Annotated in this window: 23 protein-coding genes and 1 pseudogene; 10 read left to right on the top strand and 14 right to left on the bottom strand. The window is 72.0% G+C overall.

Annotation, left to right across the window (positions count from 1 at the left end):
- Window positions 1-74 precede the first annotated feature (74 nt).
- The 4 genes from ACZ49J_RS17065 to ACZ49J_RS17050 all read left to right on the top strand — a co-directional run bounded on the left by ACZ49J_RS17065 (window position 75) and on the right by ACZ49J_RS17050 (window position 3,464).
- Window positions 75-1,040 (top strand): ABC transporter substrate-binding protein, encoded by a 966-nt coding sequence (locus ACZ49J_RS17065; RefSeq protein WP_467453678.1) that lies wholly within the window; start codon window positions 75-77, stop codon window positions 1,038-1,040.
- 65 nt (window positions 1,041-1,105) lie between these two features.
- The gene (locus tag ACZ49J_RS17060) at window positions 1,106-1,873 is read left to right on the top strand and encodes an ABC transporter permease (RefSeq protein WP_467453698.1); all 768 of its coding nucleotides are present in this window, start codon (window positions 1,106-1,108) and stop codon (window positions 1,871-1,873) included.
- The gene (locus ACZ49J_RS17055; protein ID WP_467453676.1) at window positions 1,870-2,649 is read left to right on the top strand and encodes an ABC transporter permease; all 780 of its coding nucleotides are present in this window, start codon (window positions 1,870-1,872) and stop codon (window positions 2,647-2,649) included. The genes ACZ49J_RS17060 and ACZ49J_RS17055 overlap by 4 nt, the downstream gene beginning before the upstream one ends.
- Before the next feature lie 32 nt (window positions 2,650-2,681).
- Window positions 2,682-3,464: an ABC transporter ATP-binding protein gene (locus tag ACZ49J_RS17050; protein ID WP_467453675.1), complete on the top strand. Its 783-nt coding sequence runs from the start codon at window positions 2,682-2,684 to the stop codon at window positions 3,462-3,464.
- A 51-nt stretch (window positions 3,465-3,515) separates the two neighbouring features.
- Here ACZ49J_RS17050 and ACZ49J_RS17045 read toward each other — a convergent pair whose 3' ends face one another.
- The 7 genes and pseudogenes from ACZ49J_RS17045 to ACZ49J_RS17015 all read right to left on the bottom strand — a co-directional run bounded on the left by ACZ49J_RS17045 (window position 3,516) and on the right by ACZ49J_RS17015 (window position 10,079).
- Window positions 3,516-4,223, bottom strand: coding sequence for a GntR family transcriptional regulator (locus ACZ49J_RS17045; RefSeq protein WP_467453674.1), 708 nt, complete (start codon window positions 4,221-4,223; stop codon window positions 3,516-3,518).
- Between the two features lie 18 nt (window positions 4,224-4,241).
- Window positions 4,242-5,243, bottom strand: a complete 1,002-nt coding sequence (locus ACZ49J_RS17040) for a proline racemase family protein (protein WP_467453673.1) — start codon at window positions 5,241-5,243, stop codon at window positions 4,242-4,244.
- A 22-nt stretch (window positions 5,244-5,265) separates the two neighbouring features.
- Complete coding sequence (locus ACZ49J_RS17035) at window positions 5,266-6,162, bottom strand: dihydrodipicolinate synthase family protein (RefSeq protein WP_467453672.1); 897 nt, start codon at window positions 6,160-6,162, stop codon at window positions 5,266-5,268.
- A 305-nt stretch (window positions 6,163-6,467) separates the two neighbouring features.
- Window positions 6,468-7,826: pseudogene (locus ACZ49J_RS17030) on the bottom strand (FAD-dependent oxidoreductase); the annotation flags it as partial.
- On the bottom strand, window positions 7,816-8,115 hold the full coding sequence (locus tag ACZ49J_RS17025; protein WP_467453671.1) for a (2Fe-2S)-binding protein: 300 nt from the start codon (window positions 8,113-8,115) through the stop codon (window positions 7,816-7,818). The pseudogene ACZ49J_RS17030 and the gene ACZ49J_RS17025, both read right to left, overlap by 11 nt.
- Window positions 8,112-9,263 (bottom strand): NAD(P)/FAD-dependent oxidoreductase, encoded by a 1,152-nt coding sequence (locus tag ACZ49J_RS17020; RefSeq protein ID WP_467453670.1) that lies wholly within the window; start codon window positions 9,261-9,263, stop codon window positions 8,112-8,114. Before ACZ49J_RS17020 ends, ACZ49J_RS17025 begins: the two co-directional genes overlap by 4 nt.
- 144 nt (window positions 9,264-9,407) lie before the next feature.
- Entirely contained in the window at window positions 9,408-10,079 is a 672-nt protein-coding gene (locus tag ACZ49J_RS17015; protein WP_467453669.1) for an MmyB family transcriptional regulator, read from the bottom strand.
- Window positions 10,080-10,344: 265 nt separating this feature from the next.
- Between ACZ49J_RS17015 and ACZ49J_RS17010 the strand changes: the two genes are divergently transcribed.
- The 4 genes from ACZ49J_RS17010 to ACZ49J_RS16995 are packed head-to-tail and all read left to right on the top strand — an operon-like array spanning window position 10,345 to window position 14,215.
- The gene (locus ACZ49J_RS17010; RefSeq protein WP_467453668.1) at window positions 10,345-11,010 is read left to right on the top strand and encodes a helix-turn-helix domain-containing protein; all 666 of its coding nucleotides are present in this window, start codon (window positions 10,345-10,347) and stop codon (window positions 11,008-11,010) included.
- A 32-nt stretch (window positions 11,011-11,042) separates the two neighbouring features.
- Window positions 11,043-11,582, top strand: a complete 540-nt coding sequence (locus tag ACZ49J_RS17005; RefSeq protein WP_467453697.1) for a toxin-antitoxin system, toxin component — start codon at window positions 11,043-11,045, stop codon at window positions 11,580-11,582.
- 10 nt (window positions 11,583-11,592) lie between these two features.
- Complete coding sequence (locus ACZ49J_RS17000) at window positions 11,593-12,792, top strand: MAB_1171c family putative transporter (protein WP_467453667.1); 1,200 nt, start codon at window positions 11,593-11,595, stop codon at window positions 12,790-12,792.
- Complete coding sequence (locus ACZ49J_RS16995) at window positions 12,785-14,215, top strand: FAD-dependent monooxygenase (protein WP_467453666.1); 1,431 nt, start codon at window positions 12,785-12,787, stop codon at window positions 14,213-14,215. The genes ACZ49J_RS17000 and ACZ49J_RS16995 overlap by 8 nt, the downstream gene beginning before the upstream one ends.
- Before the next feature lie 210 nt (window positions 14,216-14,425).
- Here the strand turns inward: ACZ49J_RS16995 and ACZ49J_RS16990 are convergent, their stop codons facing one another.
- On the bottom strand, window positions 14,426-15,448 hold the full coding sequence (locus ACZ49J_RS16990; protein ID WP_467453665.1) for an alpha/beta fold hydrolase: 1,023 nt from the start codon (window positions 15,446-15,448) through the stop codon (window positions 14,426-14,428).
- 286 nt (window positions 15,449-15,734) lie between these two features.
- Between ACZ49J_RS16990 and ACZ49J_RS16985 the strand changes: the two genes are divergently transcribed.
- Complete coding sequence (locus ACZ49J_RS16985) at window positions 15,735-15,962, top strand: hypothetical protein (RefSeq protein WP_467453664.1); 228 nt, start codon at window positions 15,735-15,737, stop codon at window positions 15,960-15,962.
- Window positions 15,963-16,015: 53 nt separating this feature from the next.
- Here ACZ49J_RS16985 and ACZ49J_RS16980 read toward each other — a convergent pair whose 3' ends face one another.
- The 3 genes from ACZ49J_RS16980 to ACZ49J_RS16970 are packed head-to-tail and all read right to left on the bottom strand — an operon-like array spanning window position 16,016 to window position 18,571.
- A complete protein-coding gene (locus ACZ49J_RS16980) occupies window positions 16,016-16,993 on the bottom strand; it encodes a polyprenyl synthetase family protein (protein WP_467453663.1) in 978 nt (325 codons plus the stop codon).
- Window positions 16,990-17,715, bottom strand: coding sequence for a 4'-phosphopantetheinyl transferase family protein (locus tag ACZ49J_RS16975; RefSeq protein WP_467453661.1), 726 nt, complete (start codon window positions 17,713-17,715; stop codon window positions 16,990-16,992). Before ACZ49J_RS16975 ends, ACZ49J_RS16980 begins: the two co-directional genes overlap by 4 nt.
- On the bottom strand, window positions 17,663-18,571 hold the full coding sequence (locus ACZ49J_RS16970; protein WP_467453660.1) for a metallophosphoesterase family protein: 909 nt from the start codon (window positions 18,569-18,571) through the stop codon (window positions 17,663-17,665). The genes ACZ49J_RS16975 and ACZ49J_RS16970 overlap by 53 nt, the downstream gene beginning before the upstream one ends.
- 274 nt (window positions 18,572-18,845) lie before the next feature.
- On the opposite strand from ACZ49J_RS16970, the gene ACZ49J_RS16965 reads away from it, so the two are divergent.
- Complete coding sequence (locus ACZ49J_RS16965; protein WP_467453659.1) at window positions 18,846-19,994, top strand: ATP-grasp domain-containing protein; 1,149 nt, start codon at window positions 18,846-18,848, stop codon at window positions 19,992-19,994.
- A gap of 248 nt (window positions 19,995-20,242) precedes the next feature.
- On the opposite strand, the gene ACZ49J_RS16960 is transcribed toward ACZ49J_RS16965, so the two are convergent.
- The 3 genes from ACZ49J_RS16960 to ACZ49J_RS16950 all read right to left on the bottom strand — a co-directional run bounded on the left by ACZ49J_RS16960 (window position 20,243) and on the right by ACZ49J_RS16950 (window position 25,743).
- A complete protein-coding gene (locus ACZ49J_RS16960) occupies window positions 20,243-21,127 on the bottom strand; it encodes a sulfotransferase family protein (RefSeq protein WP_467453658.1) in 885 nt (294 codons plus the stop codon).
- Between the two features lie 167 nt (window positions 21,128-21,294).
- Window positions 21,295-24,345: an alpha-mannosidase gene (locus tag ACZ49J_RS16955; RefSeq protein ID WP_467453657.1), complete on the bottom strand. Its 3,051-nt coding sequence runs from the start codon at window positions 24,343-24,345 to the stop codon at window positions 21,295-21,297.
- Window positions 24,346-24,402: 57 nt separating this feature from the next.
- Complete coding sequence (locus ACZ49J_RS16950; protein ID WP_467453656.1) at window positions 24,403-25,743, bottom strand: 6-phospho-beta-glucosidase; 1,341 nt, start codon at window positions 25,741-25,743, stop codon at window positions 24,403-24,405.
- Between the last annotated feature and the right edge of the window lie 5 nt (window positions 25,744-25,748).

Raw genomic sequence — 25,748 nt, 5'->3', positions numbered from 1 at the left:
CAGTACTTCTGTTCGGTCTGCGCACACACGTGCGCGGTGCCATCGGAACACCGGCGTTCCCCTCAGGAGGAGTCATGCGTCGTCTGCTCGCCGGCCTCGGTGCCGGCGTCATCCTGGTCGGTCTCCCGGCCTGTGGTTCGTCCGAATCCTCCGGGTCGTCGGCAAGCTCTTCCGGCGGTACCACCAGGGTCAAGGTCGGAATAATCCCCATCCTGGACGTGGCCCCCGTCTATCTGGGCCAGAAGAAGGGCTTCTACGCCAAGCGCGGTCTCAAGCTGGAGCTGACGCCTGCCCAGGGCGGGGCGGCGATCCTGCCCGCGGTCGTCTCCGGCCAGTTCCAGTTCGGCTTCAGCAACACCACGTCCCTGCTGATCGCCCAGTCCAAGAACATGCCCGTCAAGGCCGTGGCGAACGGTGTCGCCTCCACGGCCAAGGAGGGTGCCGACTTCATGGGGACCACGGTGAAGAAGGGCAGCCCGATCAAGTCCCCCAAGCAATTGGAGGGCAAGAAGGTCGCGGTCAACACGCTCAACAACATCTGCGACACGTCGATCAGCGAATCGATCCGCAAGGACGGCGGAGACCCGTCCAAGACCGAGTTCGTCGAGATGCCGTTCGACCAGATGCCCGCCGCGCTCGAGGGCGGACAGGTCGACGCGGCCTGCACGCCGGAACCCGCGCTTTCCACCGTCAAGGCCGCGGGCGGCACGTCCATCGCGTCGAGCTTCTACGACGTCGACCCGAACCTCACCGTGGCCATGTACTTCACCTCCCAGCAGTACGCCCAGAAGAACCCGGAGGTGGTGAAGAAGTTCCAGGAGGCGACGATCGAGTCGCTCAAGTACGCCGACAGCCACCCGGACGAGGTCCGCGAGATCGTCACCACGTACACGAAGATCCCGGACACCCTTCTGGACAAGCTCACCCTGCCCCACTTCCCCGCCGAGCCGGACCGCGCCTCCATCGAGCAGCTCGCCGAACTGGGCGTGCGGGACGGTCTGTTCAAGGAGACCCCGGACCTGGACAAGCTGCTGCCGTGAACCAGACGCGACCCGACGACCTCCGGCCCGAGTCCGCACCGCCCCGGCGGGCCGGGCGCCCGGGACTGACGAACGCGGCCCTGGGGGCGGTCGGCCTGGCCGGATTCCTCGCCCTGTGCGAAGCCGTCCCGCGCCTCGGCGTCGTCTCCGAGGACTACTTCCCGCCGCTCACCCGTGTCGCCGACGCGCTCGTCACCGAGTTCGGCGACCAGGCGTTCTGGACCGCGCTCGGCGACACGCTCACCGGCTGGGCGCTGGGCCTGCTATGCGCGGTGACGGCGGGAATTCTCGCCGGGGGCGTGATCTCGGTGGTGCCGTACCTGCGCGAGGCGACCGCCTCCACCATCGAGTTCCTGCGCCCGATCCCGTCGGTCGCGCTGATCCCGCTCGCGGTCCTCCTCTACGGCACGGAACTGCGCTCGGTGCTCCTGCTGGTGGTGTACGCATCGTTCTGGCAGGTGCTGATCCAGGTGCTGTACGGCGTCCAGGACGTCGACCCGGTCGCCGAGGAGACCGCCCGCTCCTACGGTCTCGGCACCTGGGCCCGGGTCCGTCACGTCCTGTGGCCCACGGCCCTGCCGTACGTCATGACCGGCGTCCGCCTCGCCGCCGCCGTGGCGCTGATCCTGGCGGTGACCGCCGAACTCGTCATCGGTGCGCCCGGGTTGGGCCAGCGCATCGCCGTCGCCCAGACCTCGCAGGCCGTGCCGGAGATGTACGCGCTGGTCGTGGTCACCGGGATGCTCGGGCTGCTGATCAACGTGGGCGCGCGGGCGGTGGAGCGCCGGGCGCTGGCCTGGCACCAGTCGGTACGCGGGGAGGTGGTGGTGTGAAAGGCCTGGTCCTGCGGCTGTTCTTCGTGGTCGCGCTGCCCTTTGTGCTGGTCGTCGCCTGGTGGCTGGCGTCCTCGGGAAGTACCGATGTGTACTGGCCGCCGCTGCGCACGATCCTCACCACGTTCCCCGACGTGTGGACGGGCGAGCGGCTGCGCGCCGACGTCGTCCCCAGTGTGCTGCGGCTGCTGGCCGGTTACGCATCGGCGGCCGTGGTGGGCGTCGCGCTGGGCACGGTCATCGGCTCGTACCGCCGGGTGCGGGCGGTGTGCGAACCGGTCCTGGAGTTCCTGCGCGCGGTACCGCCACCCGTCCTCGTGCCGGTCATCATGCTGTTCGCGGGCATCGGCGACACCATGAAGATCGCCGTCATCGCGAGCGGCTGTGTGTGGCCGATCCTGCTCAACACGGTCGAGGGCGTGCGGGCGGTGGACCCGGTGATGTCGGAGACCGCCCGGTCGTACGGCGTCACGGGCGTCGCCCGCCTGCGCGACGTGGTCCTGCGGTCGGCGAGCCCGCAGATCTTCGCGGGGCTGCGGCAGGCCCTGTCCATCGCCATCATCCTCATGGTGATCAGCGAGATGTTTGCCGCCAGCAACGGGCTCGGCTTCACCATCGTCCAGTTCCAGCGCACGTTCGCGATCCCCGACATGTGGACCGGCATCCTGGTCCTGGGCCTCCTCGGCTTCCTGTTGTCGGTCGTCTTCCAGCTGGTCGAGCGGCGGATGCTCGGCTGGTACCACGGTCTGCGCGCGGCTTCCCGGCGGTCGTCGTGAAGTCCGGGCAGAAGCTCGAAGAGGGGCGGTCCATGCTCGACGTACGCGGCCTGAAGAAGGTCTACGAGGGTTCCGGCCGCCGGGTGGAGGCGGTGCGGGACCTCACGTTCACCGTCGACCCCGGCGAACTCGTCTGCCTGGTGGGCCCGTCGGGCTGTGGCAAGACGACGCTCCTGAAGTGTGTCGCCGGGCTGCTCACGCCCACGTCGGGTGAGGTCCTCCTTGAGGGGCGGCCCGTGAGCGGTCCGCCGCCCGGCATGGCGGTGGTCTTCCAGGAGTACGGGCGCAGTCTGTTTCCGTGGATGCGGGTGAGTGAGAACGTCGAACTGCCGCTGAAGCAGAAGTCGTTGAGCAGGGCTCGGCGTCGTGAGCTGGTCGCCGGCGCGCTCGACTCCGTCGGTCTCGCGGATGCCGCCGGGGCGTACCCCTGGCAGCTGTCCGGCGGTATGCAGCAGCGTGTGGCGATCGCGCGGGCGCTCGCGTACGAGCCCGATGTGCTGTTGATGGATGAGCCGTTCGCGGCCGTGGACGCGCAGACGCGGGCCGACCTGGAGGACCTGGTGCGCGGGTTGTGGCGGGACCGGGGGATCACGATTCTGTTCGTCACCCATGACATCGACGAGGCTGTGTACCTGGGTGAGCGGGTACTCGTTCTGTCGGCGTCGCCCACCGTCGTGCAGGAGCAGTTGAAGGTCGACCTGCCGGACGAGCGGGATCAGCTCCACACGCGGGTCACTCCTCGGTTCGCGGAGTTGCGTACGCGGGTGTACGAGCAGATCCAGGCGGCCAAGCGGGGGGTTGTCGCGGGTTCCTAGGAGCTCGGTCGGCTTGTGCCTGTCTTGAGGCCGCGGGTTGTCCGTGTTTGCTCACGCGTTTCCCCGCGCCCCTTGCGGGGCACCAGCTCTCGCCCACAGGCCTCGTACGTGGCCCAGGTGTTGCGTCATCACCTTTCGCGCTGCCTCCGTGTCGCGGGCCACCAGCGCGTCCAGAAGCTCCAGGTGCTCCTCGGCGGACGTCCGCAGTCTCCCCGCCTCGGCCAGTGCCGTCAGGCCGTACAGGCGGGAGCGGCGGCGCAGGTCTCGTACGACCTCCACGAGGTGGGTGTTGCCGGACAGGGACAGCAGCTCCAGGTGGAAGCGGAGGTCGGCCTCGACGTAGGCGATGAGGTCGCCTGCCGCGGCGGAGGTGACGATGTCCTGGGCGAGCGGGCGCAGTGCCTCCAGATCGGCGGGGTCGGCGGTGGCCGCGAGGTCGGCCGTCGTGGGTATCTCGATCAGGGACCGGATGTGGGTGTACTCGTCGAGTTGCTTCTCGGAGACGACGGTGACCCTGAAGCCCTTGTTGGGGACGGTGTCGACCAGGCCGTCCTTGGCGAGGTCGAGCATGGCCTCGCGCACCGGGGTGGCGGAGACCCCGAAGCGGGCGGCGAGGCCGGGCGCCGAGTACACCTCGCCGGGGCGGAGTTCGCCGGCGATCAGCGCGGCCCGCAGCGCGTCGGCGACCCGTTCGCGGTGGCTTCGCTTCAGGCCGCCCAGAGCCGGCAGGGACGGGGCGCTGGATCTCGGGGTGGGCATGGTTCGGCTCCGTGCGGTCTACAGGACGAATCCGGAGGGGAACGGATCGGTCGGGTCAAGAAGGTACTGGGCCGTGCCCGTGATCCAGGCGCGGCCGGTGAAGCTGGGCAGGACGGCGGGGCGGCCGGCGACCTCGGTGGTGCCGAGGAGCCGTCCGGTGAAGTGGGTACCGATGAAGGACTCGTTGACGAACTCGGTGTGCAGCGGGAGTTCGCCGCGCGCGTGGAGCTGGGCCATGCGCGCACTGGTGCCGGTGCCGCAGGGCGAGCGGTCGAACCAGCCCGGGTGGATCGCCATCGCGTGACGTGAGTGGCGGGCCGTCGAACCCGGGGCGACGAGGTGGACGTGGTGGCAGCCGTGGATGGTCGGGTCCTCGGGGTGGACCGGCTCGTCCTCGGCGTTGATGGCCTCCATCAGCGCCAGGCCGGCCTTGAGGATGTCGTCCTTGCGGGCCCGGTCGAAGGGCAGGCCGAACTCCTCCAGCGGCAGGATCGCGTAGAAGTTGCCGCCGAACGCGAGGTCGTACGTCACCGTGCGGCCGTCGGCGAGTGTGGCCTTGCGGTCGAGGGCGACGGAGAACGACGGCACGTTCTGCAGTGTGACCGCGGTGGCGTGGCCGTCCTCGACGGCCACCTCGGCGACGACGAGGCCCGCCGGGGTGTCGAGGCGGATCGTCGTGACCGGCTCGGTGACCTCGACCATGCCGGTCTCCACCAGCACGGTCGCCACACCGATCGTGCCGTGCCCGCACATGGGGAGGTAGCCGGAGACCTCGATGTAGACGACGCCCCAGTCGCAGTCGGGGCGGGTCGGCGGCTGGAGGATGGCTCCGCTCATCGACGCGTGTCCGCGTGGCTCGTTCATCAGGAGCTGCTTGATGTCGTCGCGGTGCTCACGGAAGTACAGCCGCCGCTCGTTCATGGTGGCGCCAGGGATGGTGCCGATGCCGCCGGTGATCACCCGGGTGGGCATGCCCTCGGTGTGCGAGTCGACGGCGTGCAGGACGAGTTTGCTGCGCATGACCCTGACCCTCCTTACGCGCTTACGCGAGCCCCGCGGCTACGGCCTTCTCGGTGGCGGACCGGATCGTGGCCTCCTGCTCCGGCAACAGCGGCACCCGCGGCGGGCGGCAGCGTCCCCCGTGACGGCCCACGATGTCCATGGACAGCTTGATGGCCTGCACGAACTCGACCCTGGAGTCCCAGCGCAGCAGCGGGTGCAGCTGCTCGTAGAGCCGCTTGGCCGTCGTGAGGTCACCGTCCACGGCCGCGTGGTACAGCTCCACGGTGGCGGCGGGCAGCGCGTTCGGATAGCCGGCCACCCAGCCCTTCGCGCCCGCCAGCGCGAGCTCCAGCAGGACGTCGTCGGCGCCGATCAGCAGGTCGAGTTCGGGGGCGAGTTCGGCGAGCTGGTAGGCGCGGCGGACGTCGCCGGAGAACTCCTTGACGGCCTGGATGTACCCCTCGCCGTGCAGCCTGGCGAGCAGTTCGGGGACGAGGTCGACCTTGGTGTCGATGGGGTTGTTGTACGCCACGACCGGCAGGCCCGCCCCCGCGACCTCCTCGTAGTGGGCGAGGACGGAGCGCTCGTCGGCGCGGTACGCGTTGGGCGGGAGCAGCATCACGGAGGTGCAGCCCGCGTCGCGAGCCTGCTCGGCCCAACGGCGCGACTCGGCGCTTCCGTAGGCGGCCACACCGGGCATGACCCGCGACCCGCCGATCGCGGACACGGCCGTCTCGACGACCTTCGCGCGCTCCTCGGGCGTCAGCACCTGGTACTCGCCGAGGGAGCCGTTCGGTACGACGCCGTCGCAGCCGTTCTCGACGAGCCAGGCGCAGTGCTCGGCGTACTTGTCGTAGTCGACGGAGAGGTCGTCGTTCAGCGGGAGGGCGGTGGCGACGAGGACGCCGCGCCAGGGGCGGTGGGCGGAGACGGTCATGGGGGTCCTTCCTCGGTGGGGTGGCCGGCCTCGGTGAGGTTGTCGGTCTCGGTGAGGTGGCCGGTCACGGGGAGGTCGTGGGTCTCGGTGAGGTTGTCGGCCATGGGGAGGTCATCGGTCACGCGGAGGCCATGGGCCTCGGTGAGGTTGTCGGTCACGCGGAGGCCATGGGTCTCGGTGAGGTTGTCGGTCACGCGGAGGTCGTGGGTCTCGGGCAGGCAGTCGGTCTCGGTGGGCCGGTCGGTCTCGGTGGGCCGGTCGGCCTCGGTGGAGTGGCCGGCCTCGGTGGAGTGGCCGGCCTCGGTGGAGTGGCCGGCCCGGGCGAGTACGCCCAGCGGCACCGGACGGGCGAACGGCCGTCTGGCCGGTGCCGGGTCGCATCCGGCGAGCCCGGCGACCGCCGGCCCGCACACCCGGCCCTGGCACCAGCCCATCCCGGCACGGGTCAGCAGCTTCACCGTGCGCAGGTCGCCGGCGCCCAGCTCGCGGACCGCCTCGCGGACGGCCCCCGCCCGTACCTCCTCGCAGCGGCATACGACGGTGTCGTCGGTGACCTGCTCGGTCCAGTGCGCGGGCGGTGCGCAGGCGGAGTCGACGGCGGTGAAGAACTCCCGCAGTCGCGTACGGGACCTGCCGGCCGCGGCCCACGCGCGCGGGTCGGGCGCGGTGCCCCTGAGGCGGGCGGCGATCGACCGTCCGGCGATGTGCCCCTCGGCGAGGGCGAGCGCCGCGCCGCCGATGCCGGTGGTCTCGCCCGCCGCCCACACGCCGGGAACGTCGGTGCGCTGCTCGTCGTCGACGTGGACGTCCACCCCGTCGAGACGGCAGCCGAGCGCCTCGGCGAGGTCGGTGTGCGGGAGCATGCCGTGCCCGACGGCGAGGGTGTCGCAGGGGATGCGCCGCCGGGTGCCCGGCCGGACGCGTCCGCCGGGGTCCAGCGCGGCCACGGTGACGGCTTCGAGGCGGTCGTCTCCGTGTGCCTCGACGACGGTGTGCCCGGTCATGAACGGCACGCGGTGGCGGGCGAGCCGGGCCGCGTACCCGGCGGCCTCGGGGAGTTTGGCGGCGAGTGCGGGCAGGTGCCGTACGAGACCCCTGGGTTCGGCGGACTCGACGAGGGCGGCGACCTCGACGCCCGCGGCGGCGAGTCCGGTCGCGACCGGCAGGAGCAGCGGACCGGTCCCGGCCACGACGGCCGCCCGGCCCTGCACGACCAGCCCGCCCTTGAGCATGGCCTGCGCCCCGCCCGCGGTGACGACACCGGGGAGGGTCCAGCCGGGGAAGGGCAGCACCTTCTCGTAGCCGCCGGTGGCGAGGAGGACGGCGTCGGCGCGCACGGTGGCGGGCTCCTCCTGGAGGGGCCCGTGCAGGGCGTGCACGGTGAAGCCCTCCTCTCGCCGCTCCACGCACCACACGTGATGGCCTGTCAGGTGCCGTACGGAACTGGCGGCGAGCCCGTCCCGCAGCCGCTCCCACGTGCGCCACTGGTGGTGCAGCGCCTGCGGACGACGGGCCCGCAGTCCTGCGGCGGGCTGCCGGTAGAACTGACCGCCCGCTTCCGCGGCCGCGTCGATCAGCGTGACGCGGACTCCCCGCGCGGAGGCGGCCAGGGACGCGGCGAGCCCGGCCGGACCCGCGCCGATCACCGCGAGATCAGTCCTCATGGCCCGTGCCCTCCTGGGTGCGGATCGCGTCGCCGGGCCGCGCGGGGACCAGACAGGCCCGTTGGTTGGGGCGGTCGTTGACGGTCACGAGACAGTCGAAGCAGACGCCGATGCCGCAGAAGATCCCGCGCGGGCGGCCCTCGCCCCGTGTCGTGCGCCACGAGGTGACACCGGCCGCCCAGAGCGCCGCGGCGACCGTCTGACCGGGCAGGGCCTCGATCTCCCGGCCGTCCAGGGTGACGGTGAAGGCGGGGCCAGGCTCCGCCGACGCGAGTTCCATCGGGTTCACGCGGCCTCCTCCTCGAAGCGGTCCGGGCGGAACGGCGCGAGGTCCAGGTCGGGCACCTCGCCACCGAGCGCCTGCGCGATCAGCTGCCCGGTGCCGGTGGCGAGGCCGATGCCCGCACCCTCGTGCCCGCAGGCGTGGAAGAGCCCGGGGACACGGGGGTCGGGGCCGATCACGGGCAGGTGGTCGGGCATGTACGGCCGGAAACCGACGTAACTGCGCATCGCGCGCACCGTCTCCAGGAAGGGGAACAGCCGGGTGGCGCCCGCGGCCAGCGCGCGGACGGCCGGCAGCGAGAACGACCGGTCGAAACCGACCCGCTCCCGGCTCGCTCCGATCAGGACCGGCCCGGCCGCCGTTCCCTCGACGACCGGTGAGGTCTGCAGGGCCGCCGAGTCGCTGGCCACGTCGGCCACGTAGTCGGCCGCGTACACCTTGTGCCGCACCCTGCGGGGCAACGGCTCCGTGACCAGGACGAAGCCGCGCCGGGGCAGGACGGGCAGACGGACGCCGGCGAGCGCGGCCACCTCACCGCCCCACGTCCCCGCCGCGTTCACGACGGCCGGGGCGTGCACGTCGCCGTGGCCGGTACGCACCCCGCGTACGGCACCGTCCGCCGTGCGCAGCATCTCGGTCACCGTCCGGCCGGTGAGCAGCCTGGCCCCCGAGGCGCGCAGGAAGTGCGCGGCGGCGAGGGTCGGCATCACCTGGCTGTCCTGCGGGTAGAGCACGCCCCCGGCGAGGCCGGGGGCGAGGTGCGGTTCCAGGTCCTGGAGCCGGTCGGCGGCCACCGGCTCGGCCACCACACCGGCGGCGCGCTGGCCGGCCACGAGGCCCGTGAGGGCGGCGAGCCCTTCCTCCGAGGACGCGACGACGACGCCGCCCTTCGCCTCGTACTCGATCGCCTCGCCGACCTCCTCGGCGAGGCCGGCCCACAAGCGGCCCGACAGCAGGGCGAGTTCGAGCTCCGGTCCGGGCTCCTTGTCGGAGACGAGGAGATTGCCCTCCCCCGCGCCCGTGGTGCCGCCGGCCACCGGGCCGCGGTCCACGACGGTCACGTCCAGCCCCGCCCGGGCCGCGTACAGGGCGCAGGCCGCGCCCGTCATCCCGGCCCCGATCACTACGACATCGCAGGTCAGCCGTGTGCTCACGTCAGTACTATGTCACATGGTCCAGCCACGGGGAATGGTGCCGAAGGCATCGGAACAGCGCTGCGCGGTCCGGCGCACACGGACAAAACCCCGACGCCGCCGGCGACCTGAACGCCGGCGGTGTCGGGGTTTTTCGGGACGGGCCTACGCCTCGGGCGCGGGCACCACGCTGAGATGGTTCGCCGTGTGCCGGGCACGGCGGGGCCGGCGCGGAGCGACCGACGGGCGCTTCGCCTCGCGCAGCACCAGTGTCATCCTCGTGTATCCCATGTGCTGCAGGGTCTTGGGGGTCTCACCGACGACACGGCAGTCGGTCCTGCCCCAGCGCGGGTCGGGGTGGACCAGCGGGCGGACGGCGCCGTCGTGTTCGGCGGCCTCCGGTCCGACCGCGCGGAGCCAGTGCGGCAGGCCGTGCCGGTAGGCGGCGTCCATGATGGGGTCCTGGGCGATGTCCCGGCGGATGGACTGCAGACCCCTGTCCTGGCCGTGCCGCTCCACGGCGGCGGCGAAGTCCGCCAGCATGGGCAGGCACCAGCTGGACTCGTGCTCGCCGAGGACCGTCGCCGCGTCGGGGTGGAAGAGCACGAAGCGGAGGAAGTTGTCGCCCGGCATCGCGGTCGGGTGCGGGCCGACCCCCCGGAACAGCTTGTCGTAGGCGCTGTTGGCCAGCACGACGTCCCAGCGGTGGTCGAAGACGACGGACGGGAAGGGGACGGCCTCCAGAAACGTGGCGTAGTCCTGCAAGTACGCCTGAGCCTCGAGACTCTCGGGGACGGGTCGCGGTTCGGACCGCTGCCCTCCTGCCTGATATGCCATCGGGAGGTCACCCCTCTTGCCTATGCGGCCTTCACGCGGCTTCTTGATCCTGAGGCCCGCGAACGAGTCGTGTCAACTATCGTGGCATTCCGCGCCCGTTGACGGCTGAATCTCGCCACAGTTGTGGCGATGCCTGGATGTGAGTTCGAGTCAGGGGCTAATCTCCGTGCAGTTCACGGTGGTTGACCGTGCCCCGGGGGCTCGCGTTCCGGGACATTCGGCCCCATCATGAGATTGGCTTGAGAGAGACGTAGGAGATCTGTCGGTGACGGATGGCTTCGAGGTTCCGGACGCCACGGCGACGGTTCTGCTGCCGGCCGTCGTGGCCCGTGTCACCGCGCTCGCCGACCGGCTGGGCGTGGCCCACGGCGAGGTCTTCGACGCCCGGCGCCTGTCGGTGGCCTCCGGAGTGCCGGAGTCCGTGGTGAAGGCGCTGCTGAGCGGCCGGCCCGCCGGCGAGCCGGATCTGCAGGCCCGGTTCCTGCAGCGGCTGGCCCTGCTGCGGCGCACCCGCCTCAAGCCCAACGGGCGCAAGTACACCCAGCAGGAGATCGCCGACGGCGCGGGCATGTCGCGCCAGCAGGCGGGAGCCCTCATCAACGGCGACCGGCGCCCCACGATGGAGCACTGCGACGCCATCCAGCGCTTCTTCAAGGTGCACGCCGGTTTCCTCACCGCCGAGGACCCGGAGGCACTCGCGAGCGCGCTCATGCGCACCGAGCAGGAGCTGCTCCAGCAACTCGCCGACCGCGACCGGGAGGCCGCCCGGACGGCTCAGGCCCCCGAGGACCCGCTGGAGCGGCTGCTCCAGGACCACGGTGTCCGCGGCATCGCCTGGCGGGCGGCCCAGCTACCCACCGACCAGCACCGCGACAAAGTGGCGGAGTGGCTGGACATGCTCCTGGAGAGCGTCAAGCGGCCCGAGTCCTGACCCGGGGGAGAACAGTGGGCATCGGAAGGGAAATGCGCCGCCTGTGCGGCGAGTTGGTCGGTGAGCTCACGCTCCCGGCACCGGCGGAGCCCGCCGGCCTCTACTCCGCGCTGTGCGACGCCATGAGCAGACGCCGTGGCCGCCCCGTCCGGCACCGTACGGCCGCCTTCCCGCCCGGCACCGCGAGCGGGCTGTGGCTGGACATGGCGGAACAGGACCTCGTCGTGATCGAGGAACGCACCGCGCCCGACCACCAGTTGGTGATCCTCGGCCACGAGCTGTGGCACATGCACGCCGGGCACCGCGGCCACCACGTGGAGGGCGCCGCGGTCGCGACGCGCTTATTGAGCGCCGACAGCGACGACGACGCTCTGCGGGCGACCGTCCAGAAGGTCGCCGCGCGCACCCGGTTCGAGGTGAGGGACGAACAGGACGCCGAGGCCTTCGGCCTGCTGCTGGCGAGCAAGTGCCGCACGTGGCTGGCGAGTTCCGCACTGCGCGGCCCCGTGCGCCGCGACCGGCTGGCGGGGCGCATCGAGGCGTCCCTGGGCTATCGCGGGCCGCAGGGCTGAGCCGCCGCACATGGACGGGTCCAGTTACTACTTCCCCGCCGTGGCGATGGCGGTCGTCCTCGTCGTCAAGACGCCCGCGCTGCTGCGCGACTGGCGCGATCCGCTGCTGCGGTCCGTGTGCGCGCTGCTCCTGCTGGCGGGCCTGGTGTTCTGCTTCGCCGCCCCGCCGACGATCGCCGAGGTCAACCGCGTCACCGGCATCACCAACTTCTCGGCCCCCTTCGTCTACGTCCTGCTGAGCGCCTTCAGCGCCTCCTGCCTGGTGCTGATCATCAACTGGCGCGGGGGGCCGCCCGGGGTCACACGTCGGCTCACGCGCCGCTGGATCGCCGGTTACGGGGCGGTGAGCGCTGCCATCGTGGTGCTGTTCGCGCTCGGGGACACGCCGGTGGAGCGGCTGCGGGACCTGGACACGTACTACGCCAACACGCCGTTCATCCGCGAGATGATCGTGCTGTATCTCGCCGCGTTCTCCGTGGCGGGCATCGCCATGGTCGTCATGTGCTGGCGCTGGGCGCTGCAGGTACGCGGCTGGCTGCGCGCCGGACTGCTGATCATCGCGGTCGGCTTCCTGTCGAACGTCCCCTACTCGGCGATGAAGTTCACGGCCGTGGTGGCCCGCTGGAACGGCGGGAACCTGGACGGCCTGAGCACGTACGTGGCGCCGCTGGTCGCCTCGGCCGGGGCGCAGATCAGCGCGCTGGGCTTCTGCCTGCCGCTGGCCTGCCAGCGCATCGGGGACGCGTGGACGACCTGGTCGACGTACCGCAGGCTGGGCCCGCTGTGGCGGGAGCTCAGGCCCGTGGCCGACCAGGGCGAGCGCGCGGTGCGGATGTCCTGGTGGTCGCCGGCCCAGCTCCAGGTGACGCAGCGGGAGTCCGACATCCACGACGGCATGCTCAGCCTGCATCCCTACTTCGACTCCGAGGTGCGGTCGAGGGCCTACGAGGCGGCCGTCGCGTCGGGTTCCGCGCCCGACGAGGCGCGGGCCGAGGCCGACGCGGCGATGGTGACGGCGGCGGTGCGGGCCCGGGCGGCGGACCCGGAGGGCAGGGTCGTCAGTGCGGCGGAGACCGGCACCGCCCCCACCCCGTCGACGGACGGTCCGCGCGACCTTGTCCGGCTGTCCCTGGCCCTGCGCCAGTCACCCGTCGTCGCGGCTGCCCGGGAGCACGCCGCGGCCCTGCCAGAGAGCGACCTTCATGAGTGAACCCGTTGACGTCCCGGGATCGACCGTGGCGTCGGAGCCCCGCCGGGCCGTCGTCATCGGCGGGGGCCTGGCCGGTCTGCTGGCCGCCGCCGCGCTGCGTCCCCACGCCGACGTCACGGTCGTCGAGCGTGACATCCTGCCGGAGGGGCCCGAACCACGCCGGGGTATCCCCCAGGCCCGCCACGCGCACCTCCTGTGGTCCGGGGGCGCCCGCGCGATGGAGGAGCTGCTGCCGGGGGTGACCGACGCCTGGCTGGCCGCGGGCGCCCGCCGGATCCCGCTGCCGACGGGGCTCGTCTCGCTGTCGGCGCAGGGCTGGGTGCGGCGCTGGCCGGAGATGCAGTTCATGATCGCGTGCAGCCGGGACCTGCTGGAGTCGGTGATCCGCGCCGAGGTCGTCAGGCAGTCGCGGATCACCGTGGTGCAGGGCGCCGAGGTGCGGGGCCTGGAGGGCGGTGCGTCCCGGGTGACGGGCGTGCGGATCCGCGCGGCCGACGGTGAGGAGCGCGTGCTGGCGGCCGACCTGGTGGTGGACGCCTCGGGGCGCGGCTCGCGGGCCCCGACGTGGCTGGAGGCGCTGGGCGTGCCGCCGGCGCCGCTGGGTGAGGTCGACTCCGGGCTCGTGTACGCCAGCCGGGTCTTCCGCGCGCCGGCGGGCACTGAGGAGTTCCCCGTCGTCAACGTCCAGCCGGACGCGGCCCAGCCGGTCCCCGGGCAGAGCGCGACCCTCGTGCCCATCGAGGGCGGGCGCTGGCTGGTGACGCTGTCGGGTACGCGCGGTGGCCGGCCGACCGCGTCCGCGGAGGAGTTCGAGAGCTTCGCGAGGAACGTACGGCACCCCGTGGTGGGCGAGCTGCTGGCCCGCGCGGAGCCCCTGACGGACGTGGTCGTCACCCGCAGCACCGTCAACCGGCGGCGCTTCTACGAGAAGGTCACTCGCTGGCCCGAGGGGTTCGTCGCGATCGGCGACTCCGTGGCCACGTACAACCCGCTCTACGGGCACGGGATGTCGGTGGCCGCGCAGAGCGCCCTGGCGTTGCGCGAGCGGGTGGCCGCGCGCGGGGTCACGGCTCCCGGGCTCGCGCGGCGGGTGCAGCGGGCGGTGGCCGGGCCGGTGGCTATCGCGTGGCAGCTGGCCACGGAGACGGACATCCGCTACCCGGAGGCGGTGGGCGAACAGCCCGGGTTCGTCCAGCGCCTGCTCACCCGTTACATGACCCGTTTGATGCGCGCCGCGACGGGCCGGCCCCTGGTCTTCCATGCCTTCCTCGGCGTCATCACGCTCTCCAAGCCGCCGAGCGCCCTGCTCACACCGGAGGTGCTCCTCGCCGTCGTGCGCGGGCCTCTCAAGCCGCCGCTGACGGGTCCGCCGCTCACGGAGGGGGAACGGGTGGCGGTGTTCGGGGGGTCGTCGGGGGCGTAGGCCTGCGGCGGGGCGGTGCGGTGCGCTTCGGTGCGGTGCGAGGGTTTTCGCCCCCGCCGCCCCTACCCGTCCCATCCCCCAGGGGCTCCGCCCCTTCAACCCCGCTCGGGGCTCCGCCCCGGACCCCGCTCCTCAAACTCCCCCAGCTACCGCTGGGATGTGCCCCCAAGGGGCTGGATTTTCCAGGGCGGTGGGGGCGGAATACGCCCGCTACGTCGCGCTGCGTTCGCTCGCCTCCCTCAAGTCCCGTTCCCCCGCGGGGCCGCGCCCCGTGGCCGGGCGGCCGGACACCAGCAGTTCACGCCAGTGCTCCCGGCTCCAGTCCGCCGCAGGCGTCGTGCTGGTGAAGTCCTCGACGAGGGCGAGGAAGCGGCGGGGATCGGTGTGGAAGGGAAAGTGACCGGCGCCCTCGAAGATCTCCAGGCGGCTGCCGGGCATCGCCTCGTGCGCCCCGTACGCGTGCCCCACCGGCACCACGCTGTCCCGGTCGCCCCACAGCAGCATGGTCGGCATGCCCTCGGTGAGGTAGCACCGGTCCAGCATGGTCACCGCCTGTCCCCGCCAGTCGACCACGGCCCGCAGCGTGCGGATGAAGGCGCTGCGCGAGGTGGCGTCCGGCAGGGCGTCGACGAGCGTCAGTATCTCCGCCGCGTCCTGGCCTAGATCGGTGTCCAGAAGCTTCATCAGATGGGCGAACAGGCCGACTTGGAGCCGCATGCCCGGCAGCCGCAGCGTGGAGAGCAGGAGATGGGCGCCGGGAAGTGAGACGGCCCGCAGCACGGGGTTGACCTCCCGTCCCACTCCCCCGGCACTCACCAGGATGAGCCGCTCGGTGCGCTCGGGGAACTGGTAGGCGAACTGCATCGCCACGCCGCCGCCGAGCGAGTGCCCGACCAGTGTCGCCGACTCGATGCCGAGCGCGGTGAGCAGATCGCGCACCCCGTTGGCGTACGCGGCCACCGAGTAGTCGGCCCGCGGCTTGTCGGAGGCCCCGTGGCCGAGCAGGTCGGGTGCGATCACGGTGTGGGTGCGGGCGAGGTCGGGGATCAGCCCGGCCCAGGTCGCCGAGGAGTCCCCGATGCCGTGGATGAGGACGAGCGCCGGGCCCTGACCGGCGAGGCGGTACGCGCGGCGGTAGCCGTGCACGACGCGGTACCGCAGGCGGAGTTCCCCGTCGCCCACCGGGCGCAGACGGGCGCCGTGCGGGGGTCGCCGGTGGGGTGCGTCGGCCACGGTTCGGCCTCCTGTTCCTCGGGCCGCCGAAGCGGCCGAAAGCCCTTCCCGTCAGCGTAGGAACCCCTGTTCCACCAGGGGTTTCCGTGAGGTTTCGCCTCCGCTAAGCGGGCGAACGTCCGTGGACGGGAACGGGATTGTCAGTGGCGGGCGGCAAGCTGGAGGTGCGCCACCATCGAGCCGGGGCGTACCGACCGACCAGACCGACCGACGACCAGACCGACCGACGACGAGACCGGCCGAACAGACCGACCGATCAGCCGGCCGAACAGGGGAGAGCCGTCCGATGCCGACCGCCGTACTGACCGACCGCGAACGCACCGCCGTGCAGGCCTATCTGCGGCTCCTGCAGACCGTACGAGCCGCGTTCGACGGCCCGCCGGACGGGCGCCGACCACCCATGGTGCCGACCGCCGCGCTCGCCGAGGCCGAGCAGGCTCTGGCGGCCGCCGGACTCGCGGGCAACGAGGAGGAGTTCTTCCGGCTGCTGCGGGACTGGTGCCCGGAGGCCTGACGCCGGGTCAGGTCCGTTCCCGGCTGGGCCGGGAGCGGACCGTACCGGGCGGCTCAGGCCGCCGCCCGCAGGTACAGCGCGGCCGACTGGTCCACGAGCTGCCGCAGGGCCGCCAAGGGCTCCTCGTGGCCGCCCAGTTCACCGAGGAGGCGGTACGCCTCGTCGCGGAAGGTGTCGAGGTCCTTCCGGTACCGGCGGAGCACGGCGGGTGCGAGGAGCAGCTCCGCGAGGACGTGCCGCGCCCGTTCGGACGTCCGCGCGGCGCCGGCCAGTTCCAGGATCCGCCGTGACCCGGGCGGCGCCTCTTCCAGGGCGCAGGCCAGCAGATAGGTGACCGTGCCGTTCCGCAGGTCCTCGTTGCGGCCGGACAGGATGTCCTCCTGGTCGTTGAACAGCTGCCACAGGATGCCGAAGACGTCGCCGAACTCACGCCACAGCCGAATGCGCCCGCTGTCCACGCCCGCCCATATGGCGGCCATGGCCGTGATCATCGCGAACGGAGCCCCGGACTTGCCCCGGTACGCCGCCACGACCACCTCCCGCGCGGCGCCCTCCATGTCCCCCCGCAGGTCCCTGAGCTGGCCCTCCACGGCGGGGAACCAGCAGTTGACGATCTCGGCGGTGAGGGCGTTGCGCACGGCGTCCGGGACCGGCTGTGCCTGGACGATGCGGATGGGCAGCGCCTGCCCGCCGACGACGGCCGCCAGGAGGGCCTCGTTCGCCCCGAGGCCCTCGGGCGTGCCGGTCGTCTGGTTGTCGGCCAGGTCGTCGAGGTAGCAGGCCGAGGTCCACCACAGCAGGTGGACGGCCGACAGGGGGACTGCCGGTCCCGGGGCTCCCGTCTCGGCGGCGTGGACGAGCAGCGGAAGCACCGACAGGGGGTACTTCATCTTCTGGTGGCGCAGCAGTCCGGCGATCGCGTTCCTGACGGACTCCGACTCCGGGCCCAGCGCGTCGAGAGCGGCGCCCAGAGCGGCGTCTATGTCGCCCGATATCCGGCGGTGCAGTTCGACGTAGGACAGCGAGGTCATCCGGCGGCCCCTTCGTGTCCGGCGGGCAGGGGCACGGACACGGCCGTGGCCACCAGCCCGCGCCGTACCGTCCACTTCCCCTCGAAGGACCCGATCCGCCGACCGCCCACCACCGGCCCGGGGACGAGGAGCCGGGCGCGGAAGGTTCCCGCCGTGCTGTCCGTGCCCGCGAACACGTCGATGTCTGCCTCCGAGAAGTCCAGCCACCGGGCGGTGAGGGGAAACCACGCCTTGTAGACGGACTCCTTGGCGCTGAACAGCAGCCGGTCCCAGTGGACCGAGGGCCGGCCCGCGGTCAGGCGGTGCAGCCGGGTCTCCTCGGTGGGAAGCGCGATGGCGTCCAGGACGCCCTCCGGGAGCGGCAGATGGGGTTCGGCGTCGATACCGAGGGACGCCAGGTCGGCGGCGCGGACCAGTGCGGCGGCACAGTAGCCCTCGCAGTGCGTCATGCTGCCGACGAGGCCGTCCGGCCAGGCCGGGGCGCCGCGCTCGCCGGGCAGCACGGCCTGCGGGGGCACGCCCAGCTTCTCCATGGCGCGGCGGGCGCACCCTCGTACGGCGGTGAACTCCCTGCGGCGCTTGGGCACCGCTTTCGCTATGACCGCCTCCTCCTCGGGGAAGAGCGACGTGCCCACGGCTCCCCCGGCCGCGTCGCCGGCGCCGGCGTCCTCACCGTACGCCTCCACGACCACGACCGACTCCGGGAGCAAGTCCTCGATCACCGGTTCCGACCTCCATCGGCAGAATGCGGCGCAGTTTTCCCGGCGGTTGCGGGCGCGGCCGCCACTCGCGGGGGTAACCCACCGACACCTCTTCGAAGCGGACCCCGTCGAGTGTCGTGGTCCGCGGGATGTGCAGATGTCCGTAGACCATCACCTCGGCGCGGAACCTGCGGTGCCAGTCGGCGGTGAGCCGTGTGCCGCACCACATCGCGAATTCGGGGTAGCGCAGGACGTCCGTCGGGTGCCGGTCGAGGGGGTAGTGGTTCATCAGCACGGTGGGCAGGTCCGAGGGGAGGTCGGCCAGCCTGCGCTCGGTCTCGGCCACCCGGGCGCGGCACCAGGCGTCGCGGCTCGGGTAGGGGTCGGGGTACAGCACCTGCTCGTCGGTGCACACGATGCCGGTGCCGTACGCGTACTCCAGTCCCTCTTCCTTGGTCGTGCAGCCCGGAGGCAGGAACGAGTAGTCGTACAGCAGGAACAGCGGGGCGACGACGACGGGGCCGCCCGGTCCGTTCCACACGGGGTACGGATCCTCGGGCGTGGTGACGCCCAGCTCGCGGCACAGGGCGACGAGATGGTCGTACCGCTCGACCCCGCGTAACGCGAGGGTCTCTTTCGGGTGGGTCCACAGCTCGTGGTTGCCGGGCGCCCAGACGACCCTGGCGAAGCGGCCGGCGAGGGTTTCGAGGGCCCAGCGGATGTCGGCCACCTTCTCGGCGACGTCTCCGGCCACCAGGAGCCAGTCGTCGTCGGTCTCGGGACCCATCCGCTCGACGAGGGCGCGGTTCTCCGGATAGCCGACGTGCAGATCACTGATGGCCAGCAAATGCCCCGAACCGCCGGCGGTCGACTCCACCCTCGCTCCCTCCACAACCGGATGGGAACACGAGAACACACGCACATACCACCGGACAAGGGCGGCCCGCCGAGCGCTTGAACAGCACGGGGCACGACCCGCACCAAGGATTAACACGGGCGTGACATCAACCAGGGTCCCGGTGGCCCTATGATCGGGCCCAACGCATCCGCCGCGCACCCTCCCTCGCGTCGGGCGGTTCGGCGTACCTCCCTCCCCCCTGGCCGGGCACGGCCTGTTCAGCCCTGCCCGCGAACCGTGAAAGGCGGCCTGAATGGTCTCTCGCGTACGCGTCTGGCTCAACCGCACGTACGCGGAGAACGTGTTCTTCATGGATCAGCTGCGGAGTAATCCGCAGGGGCGGCCGGTCGAGATCCACGCCACTCACGGTGACCCCGACTCGCCCGTGCTCGCCGCCGCCGACACCGCCGACCTGGAGCCGGAGGGCCTCTCGCCCGCCGCGTACGTCGAGTTCGCGCTCGACCAGTGCCAGCGGCGCGGTATCGACGTCTTCGTTCCCCGTCTGCACCAGGCGGCGCTCGCCGCGCACCGCGAGGAGTTCCGGGCCGTGGGCACGGCCCTGCTCGCGCCGCCCGCGGAGGCCGTGCAGGTCTTCGAGGACAAGGTGACGGCGTACCAGGCGGTCGAGGCGCTGGGGGTGCCGGTGCCGCCGTACTACCGGGTGCGGTGCGCCGACGAACTCGTGGCGGCCGTGGAGGAGCTGGAGGCCGGCGGGCTCAAGGCGTGCTTCAAGCCGGCCGCGGGTGCGGGCGGGGTCGGTTTCCGTGTCGTGACGCGCGCCCCCTTCTCGCTCACGCACCTCAGCGGGTTTCCCAGCCCGTACGTGTCGCTGGACCTCGTGCTGGACGCGCTGCGCGAGGCCGAGGAGGCGGTGGACTGGCTGGTGATGCCCCGTCTGGAGCAGCCGGAGGTGTCGGTGGACTGCCTCGTCGCCCCGGACGGACACGTCCGTATGGCGGTGGGCCGTACGAAGAACGGCCGGCGCCGTGGCTTCACGCTCCACCCCGCCTGGGTCGAGCCGGCACGCCGCCTCGCCGAGGGGTTCGGCCTCCACTACCTCTCGAACATCCAGTTCCGCATGTACGGCGAGGTGCCGGTCCTCATGGACGTCAACACGCGTCCCGCGGGCGGGCTCCACCAGCTCTCCCTCTGCGGTCTCAACGCTCCCTGGGCCGCCGTTCAGCTGGCTCTCGGTGAGGAACCCGGTGAGCTGCTGCCGGCCCGCCTCGGGCCGGACTACACCGTCGTCTCGGGAACGCGTGCAGTGCGTCCCGTCTCGCTTCCGCAGCAGCGCCCGGACGTATCGGCGGCGGTCACGGAGCCGGTGGATGCGCGCCCCCTCGCCCTCGCCCCGGCCCCGGTGGCCCGCCCTCACTCGGCGGACCGCCCGCTGACGGTCTGAGCGGCCTTTCCTCGCCCCCGACGCCCCTACCCGTCCCATCCCTGGGGGCTGCGCCCCCAGACCCCCGCTGTCGGCCTTCGGCCTCGTCCTCAAACGCCGGACGGGCTGAAAGATTCAGCCCCATGGGGGCACCTCCCAGCGGTAGCTGGGGAGTTCGAGGTGCGGGGTCCGGGGCGGAGCCCCGAGTGGGGTCGAAGGGGCAGCGCCCCTGGGGATGGGACGGGTAGGGGCGGCGGGGGCGAGGAGTCTCAGGTGGTGTACCCCCACGCACGCGCCAGTTCCGACAGGCGCGGGGGGAGGGCGGCGTCCGGGTCGGCCCGGCGGGCGGCCTGGATGCGGCCCGACTTGATCGTGGTGGACCAGTCGCCGAGTTGGGGACGGAAGGTTCCGTGGTCCTTGCTGCCGTAGTCGAGCATGGACGGCTCCCAGCCGATACCCAGGTAGTCGCAGATGCCCAGCGTCACCTTCTCCGGCTCGGCGGTCAGCTCCTCGTAGGTGATGACGTGGGCGGGCAGGTTCTGCCGTGCCTCCTCCAGCTTCTCGCTGTAGGAGAGGACCTCCTCGGCGATGGCCTCGTGGTCGGGGTCCGTGCGGCGGCTGGTCAGCGACGCGATCACCGCACCCGGGTGGCGCAGCAGCACGACGTAGCGCGCGTCGGGCCAGCATCGGTGCAGCCGCGGCCAGATGAGCGTGTTCGGCGGCGTCTTGTCGACGATCAGTTCCTTGCCGCTGCGGGTGAGTTCCAGGTGCAGCAGCCTGTCCCACAGCACGTGCTCGATCTCGTCCTTGTCGAGGTCGAGCGCCTTCATGGCGTCCGCGGTGAAGTCCCGGGACAGGTGCACGTGCACCGTGCGCAGATGCATCTCGTGCGGGGCGCGGATCTTGCTGTGGCTGTTCAGCAGCACCCGCAGGAGCGTGGAGCCGGACCGGACCGACGAGAGGACGAACACCGGCGACTCGACCAGCCGCGGGGCGGGCGGGGCGACGTACGGCTCCGCAGCGGCCCCGGCCTCGGTGCCCCGGGGTGCGGGTACCGCGTCCAGGTTGCGCCTGGGCGGGCTCACCGCCTCGGCGATCAGCCGGCCCCGGCGCTTCAGCCCCTTACTGATCGCGGTGATACGCGGGTCTCGCACGATGACACCTCTCGACTCCCACTTTCGTTGCCTCGTATCACAGGGGCAGTGGGCGAACTTCAGGTGTCGTGGAGGGAACACGCGAGGGTCGCGGCGGGCCGAACACCCACCGCGACCTGCACGTTTACCTCTTTCTTAATTCTTGCTGCGCATTCCGCGAAACGGAATCACGGCTTCTGCACGGTCAGCCGCAGCGTCTTCACCTCGAAGGGGCGCAAGCCGATCCGCACCGCGTTCCCCTCCGTGTCCGCCGCCTCCAGCGGGCGCTCCAGGAGGTCCGTGACCTGGCACCCGGCGAGCGGGAAGCCGGTGCGCAGCACGCCCTCGGCGCGGCCGCCGCGGGATTCGTACAGCCGGACCACGACGTCACCGGAGGCGTCGTCGGCCAGCTTGACCGCCTCCACCGTCACCCCCGCGCCGTCGACCGAGACCACCGGCTCCGCCGGGCCCGCCGCGTCAGCGATCCGCAGCGGCAGGTTCAGCGCGTAACCCTCCGCGATCGCGTCCTCGACGCTCGCGCCCGGCAGGAGCGCGTACGTGAAGCGGTGCCTGCCCTGGTCGGCCTCCGGGTCCGGGATGCGCGGGGCACGGACCAGGCTGAGGCGGACCGTGGTGGTCGTACCGCCGTCCTCGCGGACGGTGCGGGAGACGTCGTGGCCGTAGGTGGAGTCGTTGATGACCGCCACTCCGTAGCCGGGCTCGGCGATGTGCACCCAGCGGTGGCCGGAGACCTCGAAGCGGGCCGCCTCCCAGCTGGTGTTGGTGTGGGTGGGGCGCTGGATGTGGCCGAACTGGATCTCCGCGGAGGAGTGGGGCGCGCGGATGTCGACCGGGAATCCCGCCTTGAGGAACTTCTCGGCCTCGTGCCAGTCGATGTCCGTCTCGAAGTCGATGCGGGGGCTGCCGGCCCGGAGAGTGATCGTCTGGGTGATCTTCGAGCCCTTGCCGAAGGAGCGCTCGACGCGGATCGCGCCCCGCAGCGGGTCCTCCTCGACCACCGTCACGGAGTCCGCGTCCAGCAGGTCCGTGTAGCGGTTCTTGTAGTGCTTGTCGACGTCCCAGGCGTCCCAGTAGTTCGGGAGGTCGGTGTGCAGGCGGAGCAGGTTGCCCTTGTCGGCGAGGACCTCGCGGCCGCCGGCCCGCAGGTCGCGTACGGAGGCGAGGGTGCCGTCCTCGGCCACCTCGACCCGGACGAGGCCGTTGTCGAGGACGCGTCCGGTGACGGTCACCGGGTCGGTCCCCTCGCCGGCGCCCAGCGGCGCGCTGCCGTTCGCCGGGACGACCGTGTGGACGAGGGAGCCGTCGGCGGCCCGGACCACTTCGCTGCGCTCCACCGGGCTCGTGTTGAACACGTGTGCGTCGCCCGCGCCGAGTGCGGCGACGGCCTCGGCGGTCAGCGCCTCGACCTCCTTCGCCACCCGGGCGTACTCCGCCTCGGCCTCGCGGTGCACCCAGGCGATCGAGGAGCCCGGCAGGATGTCGTGGAACTGGTGCAGGAGCACCGTCTTCCACAGCCGGTCGAGCTTCTCGTACGGGTAGGAGTAGCCCGGAGCGTGCAGCGCGGCCGTGGTCGCCCACAGCTCGGCCTCGCGCAGGATGTGCTCCGAGCGCCGGTTGCCCTGCTTGGTGCGGGCCTGGGAGGTGTACGTGGCGCGGTGCAGCTCCAGGTAGAGCTCGCCGACCCAGACGGGGGCGTCCGGGTACTCCTCGCGGGCGGCCCTGAAGAACTCGTCCGGGTGCTCGACGACGACCTTCGGGGAGCCCTCCAGGTCGGCGAGCCGGCGGGCCCGCTCCATGATCTCGCGGGTGGGGCCGCCACCGCCGTCGCCCCAGCCGAAGGGGGCCAGGGAGCGGGTGCCGCCGCCCTTCTCCGAGTAGTTGCGGACGGCGCGGTCCATCTCCTCGCCGCTGAAGCGGGCGTTGTAGGTGTCGACCGGCGGGAAGTGGGTGTAGATGCGGGTGCCGTCGATGCCTTCCCACCAGAAGGTGTGGTGGGGGAACTTGTTCGTCTGGTTCCAGGAGATCTTCTGGGTCAGGAACCAGTCGTTGCCTGCGAGCTTGGCGAGCTGCGGGTAGGCGGCGGTGTAGCCGAAGGAGTCCGGCAGCCAGACGCCCTTGGTCTCGATGCCGAAGTGCTCGATGAAGAACCGCTTGCCGTGGATGAGCTGGCGGGCCATGGCCTCGCCGCCGGGCAGGTTGCCGTCGGCCTCGACCCACATGCCGCCGACGGGCGCCCACTGGCCCTTCTTCACCGACTCCTGGATGCGGGCCCAGACGTGGGGGTAGTTGTCGCGCACCCACTCGTACTGCTGGGCCTGCGAGCAGGCGAAGATGAAGTCGTCGTACTCGTCGGCGAGCGAGGTGACGTTCGAGAAGGTGCGGGACGTCTTGCGCTTGGTCTCGCGGATGGGCCACAGCCAGGCGGAGTCGATGTGGGCGTGGCCGACGCCGGAGACGGTGTGGGCGCTGGCGTGGGCGGGCTTGGCCAGGACGGGGGCGAGGACCTCGCGGACGGCTGCGGCGGACCCGGAGACGTCGTCGAGGTCCAGGGTGTCCATGGCCCGGTCCAGGGCGTGCATGATCTCGTGGCGGCGCGGGTCGTGCGCTTCGAGGTGGACCATGAGCTCGCGCAGCACCTGCAGGTCCAGGTCGAGGTGCCAGACGTTCTCGTCGAGGACGGCGATGTCGGCGCGCTGGAAGGTGTAGAGCGGCTTGTCGCCGGCCGTGAGCTTGTCACCCATCGGCGTGATCCTGGAGAAGTTGTCGGCGAGGATGTCCGGGTTGGAGGCCGCCTCGACCAGGTAGTGGATCTCCTCGCCGCCCGCGGCCGGGTTGGCGATCGGCACGTACTGGTTGAGCGGGTTGACCGCCTTGAGCGGCTTGCCGTCCGTGAGGTGGACCAGGGCCTCGGCCTGGTTGCCGGGCCAGTCGCCGATGAAGCCGAGGTCGATGACGGCCTCGACGCGCTTGCCGGCCCACTCGGCGGGCACCTGGCCGCGCATCCGGAACCAGGTGGTGCCCCAGGGCGGGCCCCACGGGGTGTCCATCGCGAACGGCTTGTACGGGGCGGCCGCCGCCTCCTCGAAGGAGACGGGCTCGCCGGGGGCCTGCCAGGCCTCGACCTCGAAGGGCACGGAGGCGGAGTAGATCGCGGGCTTGATGCGCTGGGTGTGGACGCGCTCGACGCGCTCCTCGATCCGGCGGCGTTCGTCATGCATGGAAGAAGGTCTCCTGAGGACTGTGCGGGGCTCGCCTGAGCCCGACCGTACGGGGCTCTACTTGAGGTACGCCATGCCCGGGTGGACGGCCGTGTAGCCGTCGACCAGCCTGCGGGCCACGTTCACGGAGTCGACGAGCGGGTGCAGCGCGAAGGCCTTCACCGCGGTCGTACGGGAGGACGACTCGGCCGCGGACAGGACCTCGCGCTCGACGGCCTTGACCGCGCAGACCAGGCCGGTGGCGTGGTCGGGCAGCGGGTCTGTGGCGACGGGGTGGGCGCCGTTGGCGTCGACGAGGCAGGGCACCTCGATGACGGCCTCGGCGTCGAGGACGGAGAGGGTGCCCTTGTTGCGGACGTTGAGGATCAGGGTGGTGCGCTCGTCGCGGGCGATGGCCCGCATCAGGGCCAGGGCGACCTTCTCGTAGCCGCCGGACAGGTCGTCGGCGTCGCGCTCGCCGGCGCCCGCGGTCTCCCGGTTCTCCGCCATGTAGGTGGCCTCGCGCTCGGCGCGGGTGCGGTCCCAGGTGGTGAGGGCCTCGGCGTCGGGGCGCCGCATCTCCTCGTAGAAGTGGGCTTGTTGCTCGCGCAGGAACGCGCCGCGGGTCTTCTCCGCCTCCTGGTAGGCGCGGACGGCCTCGCGGTTGAAGTAGTAGTAGTGCAGGTATTCGTTCGGGACGGCGCCGAGCGACTGGAGCCACTCGGGGCCGAAGAGCTTGCCCTCCTCGAAGGAGCCGAGCAGGTCGCGGTCGGCGAGCAGGCGCGGGAGTTCGTCGCGGCCCGCGACGCGCAGGCCGCGGACCCAGCCGAGGTGGTTGAGGCCGACGTAGTCGATCCACGCCTCGCGCGGGTCGGCGACGCCGAGCACCCGGGCGATACGGCGGCCGAGGCCGACCGGCGAGTCGCAGATGCCGATCACGCGGTCGCCGAGGTGGCGGGACATGGCCTCGGTGACCAGTCCCGCGGGGTTGGTGAAGTTGATGACCCAGGCGTCCGGGGCGAGCCGGGCCACCCTGCGGGCGATGTCGACGGCGACGGGCACGGTGCGCAGGCCGTACGCGATGCCGCCGGCGCCGACGGTCTCCTGGCCGAGGACGCCCTCCGCGAGGGCCACGCGCTCGTCGTTGGCGCGCCCTTCCAGGCCGCCGACGCGGATGGCCGAGAAGACGAAGTCGGCGCCCCTCAGGGCCTCGTCGAGGTCGGTGGTGGCCATCACCTCGGGCGCGTCGGGCACGTTCGCCGCCTGCTCGGCCAGGACGCGGGTCACCGCGGACAGCCGGTCCGCGTCCAGGTCGTGCAGCACGACACGGGTGACGCGGCCCTCGGCGCGGTCCCCGAGGAGCGCCCCGTACACGAGCGGCACCCGGAACCCGCCGCCGCCCAGAATCGTCAGTTTCACGCCAC

Source organism: Streptomyces sp. NPDC030840 (assembly GCF_055572015.1).
Note: the sequence above shows the minus strand (reverse complement) of the source record. Positions and strands in the feature narration are given on the sequence as shown.

Coding starts and splice junctions, on each gene's coding strand:
- ACZ49J_RS17065 (WP_467453678.1), top strand. CDS start 75: ATGCGTCGTCTGCTCGCCGGCCTCGGTGCCGGCGTCATCCTGGTCGGT.
- ACZ49J_RS17050 (WP_467453675.1), top strand. CDS start 2,682: ATGCTCGACGTACGCGGCCTGAAGAAGGTCTACGAGGGTTCCGGCCGC.
- ACZ49J_RS17045 (WP_467453674.1), bottom strand. CDS start 4,223: ATGCCCACCCCGAGATCCAGCGCCCCGTCCCTGCCGGCTCTGGGCGGC.
- ACZ49J_RS17040 (WP_467453673.1), bottom strand. CDS start 5,243: ATGCGCAGCAAACTCGTCCTGCACGCCGTCGACTCGCACACCGAGGGC.
- ACZ49J_RS17035 (WP_467453672.1), bottom strand. CDS start 6,162: ATGACCGTCTCCGCCCACCGCCCCTGGCGCGGCGTCCTCGTCGCCACC.
- ACZ49J_RS17015 (WP_467453669.1), bottom strand. CDS start 10,079: ATGGCATATCAGGCAGGAGGGCAGCGGTCCGAACCGCGACCCGTCCCC.
- ACZ49J_RS17005 (WP_467453697.1), top strand. CDS start 11,043: ATGCGCCGCCTGTGCGGCGAGTTGGTCGGTGAGCTCACGCTCCCGGCA.
- ACZ49J_RS17000 (WP_467453667.1), top strand. CDS start 11,593: ATGGACGGGTCCAGTTACTACTTCCCCGCCGTGGCGATGGCGGTCGTC.
- ACZ49J_RS16995 (WP_467453666.1), top strand. CDS start 12,785: ATGAGTGAACCCGTTGACGTCCCGGGATCGACCGTGGCGTCGGAGCCC.
- ACZ49J_RS16985 (WP_467453664.1), top strand. CDS start 15,735: ATGCCGACCGCCGTACTGACCGACCGCGAACGCACCGCCGTGCAGGCC.
- ACZ49J_RS16980 (WP_467453663.1), bottom strand. CDS start 16,993: ATGACCTCGCTGTCCTACGTCGAACTGCACCGCCGGATATCGGGCGAC.
- ACZ49J_RS16965 (WP_467453659.1), top strand. CDS start 18,846: ATGGTCTCTCGCGTACGCGTCTGGCTCAACCGCACGTACGCGGAGAAC.
- ACZ49J_RS16955 (WP_467453657.1), bottom strand. CDS start 24,345: ATGCATGACGAACGCCGCCGGATCGAGGAGCGCGTCGAGCGCGTCCAC.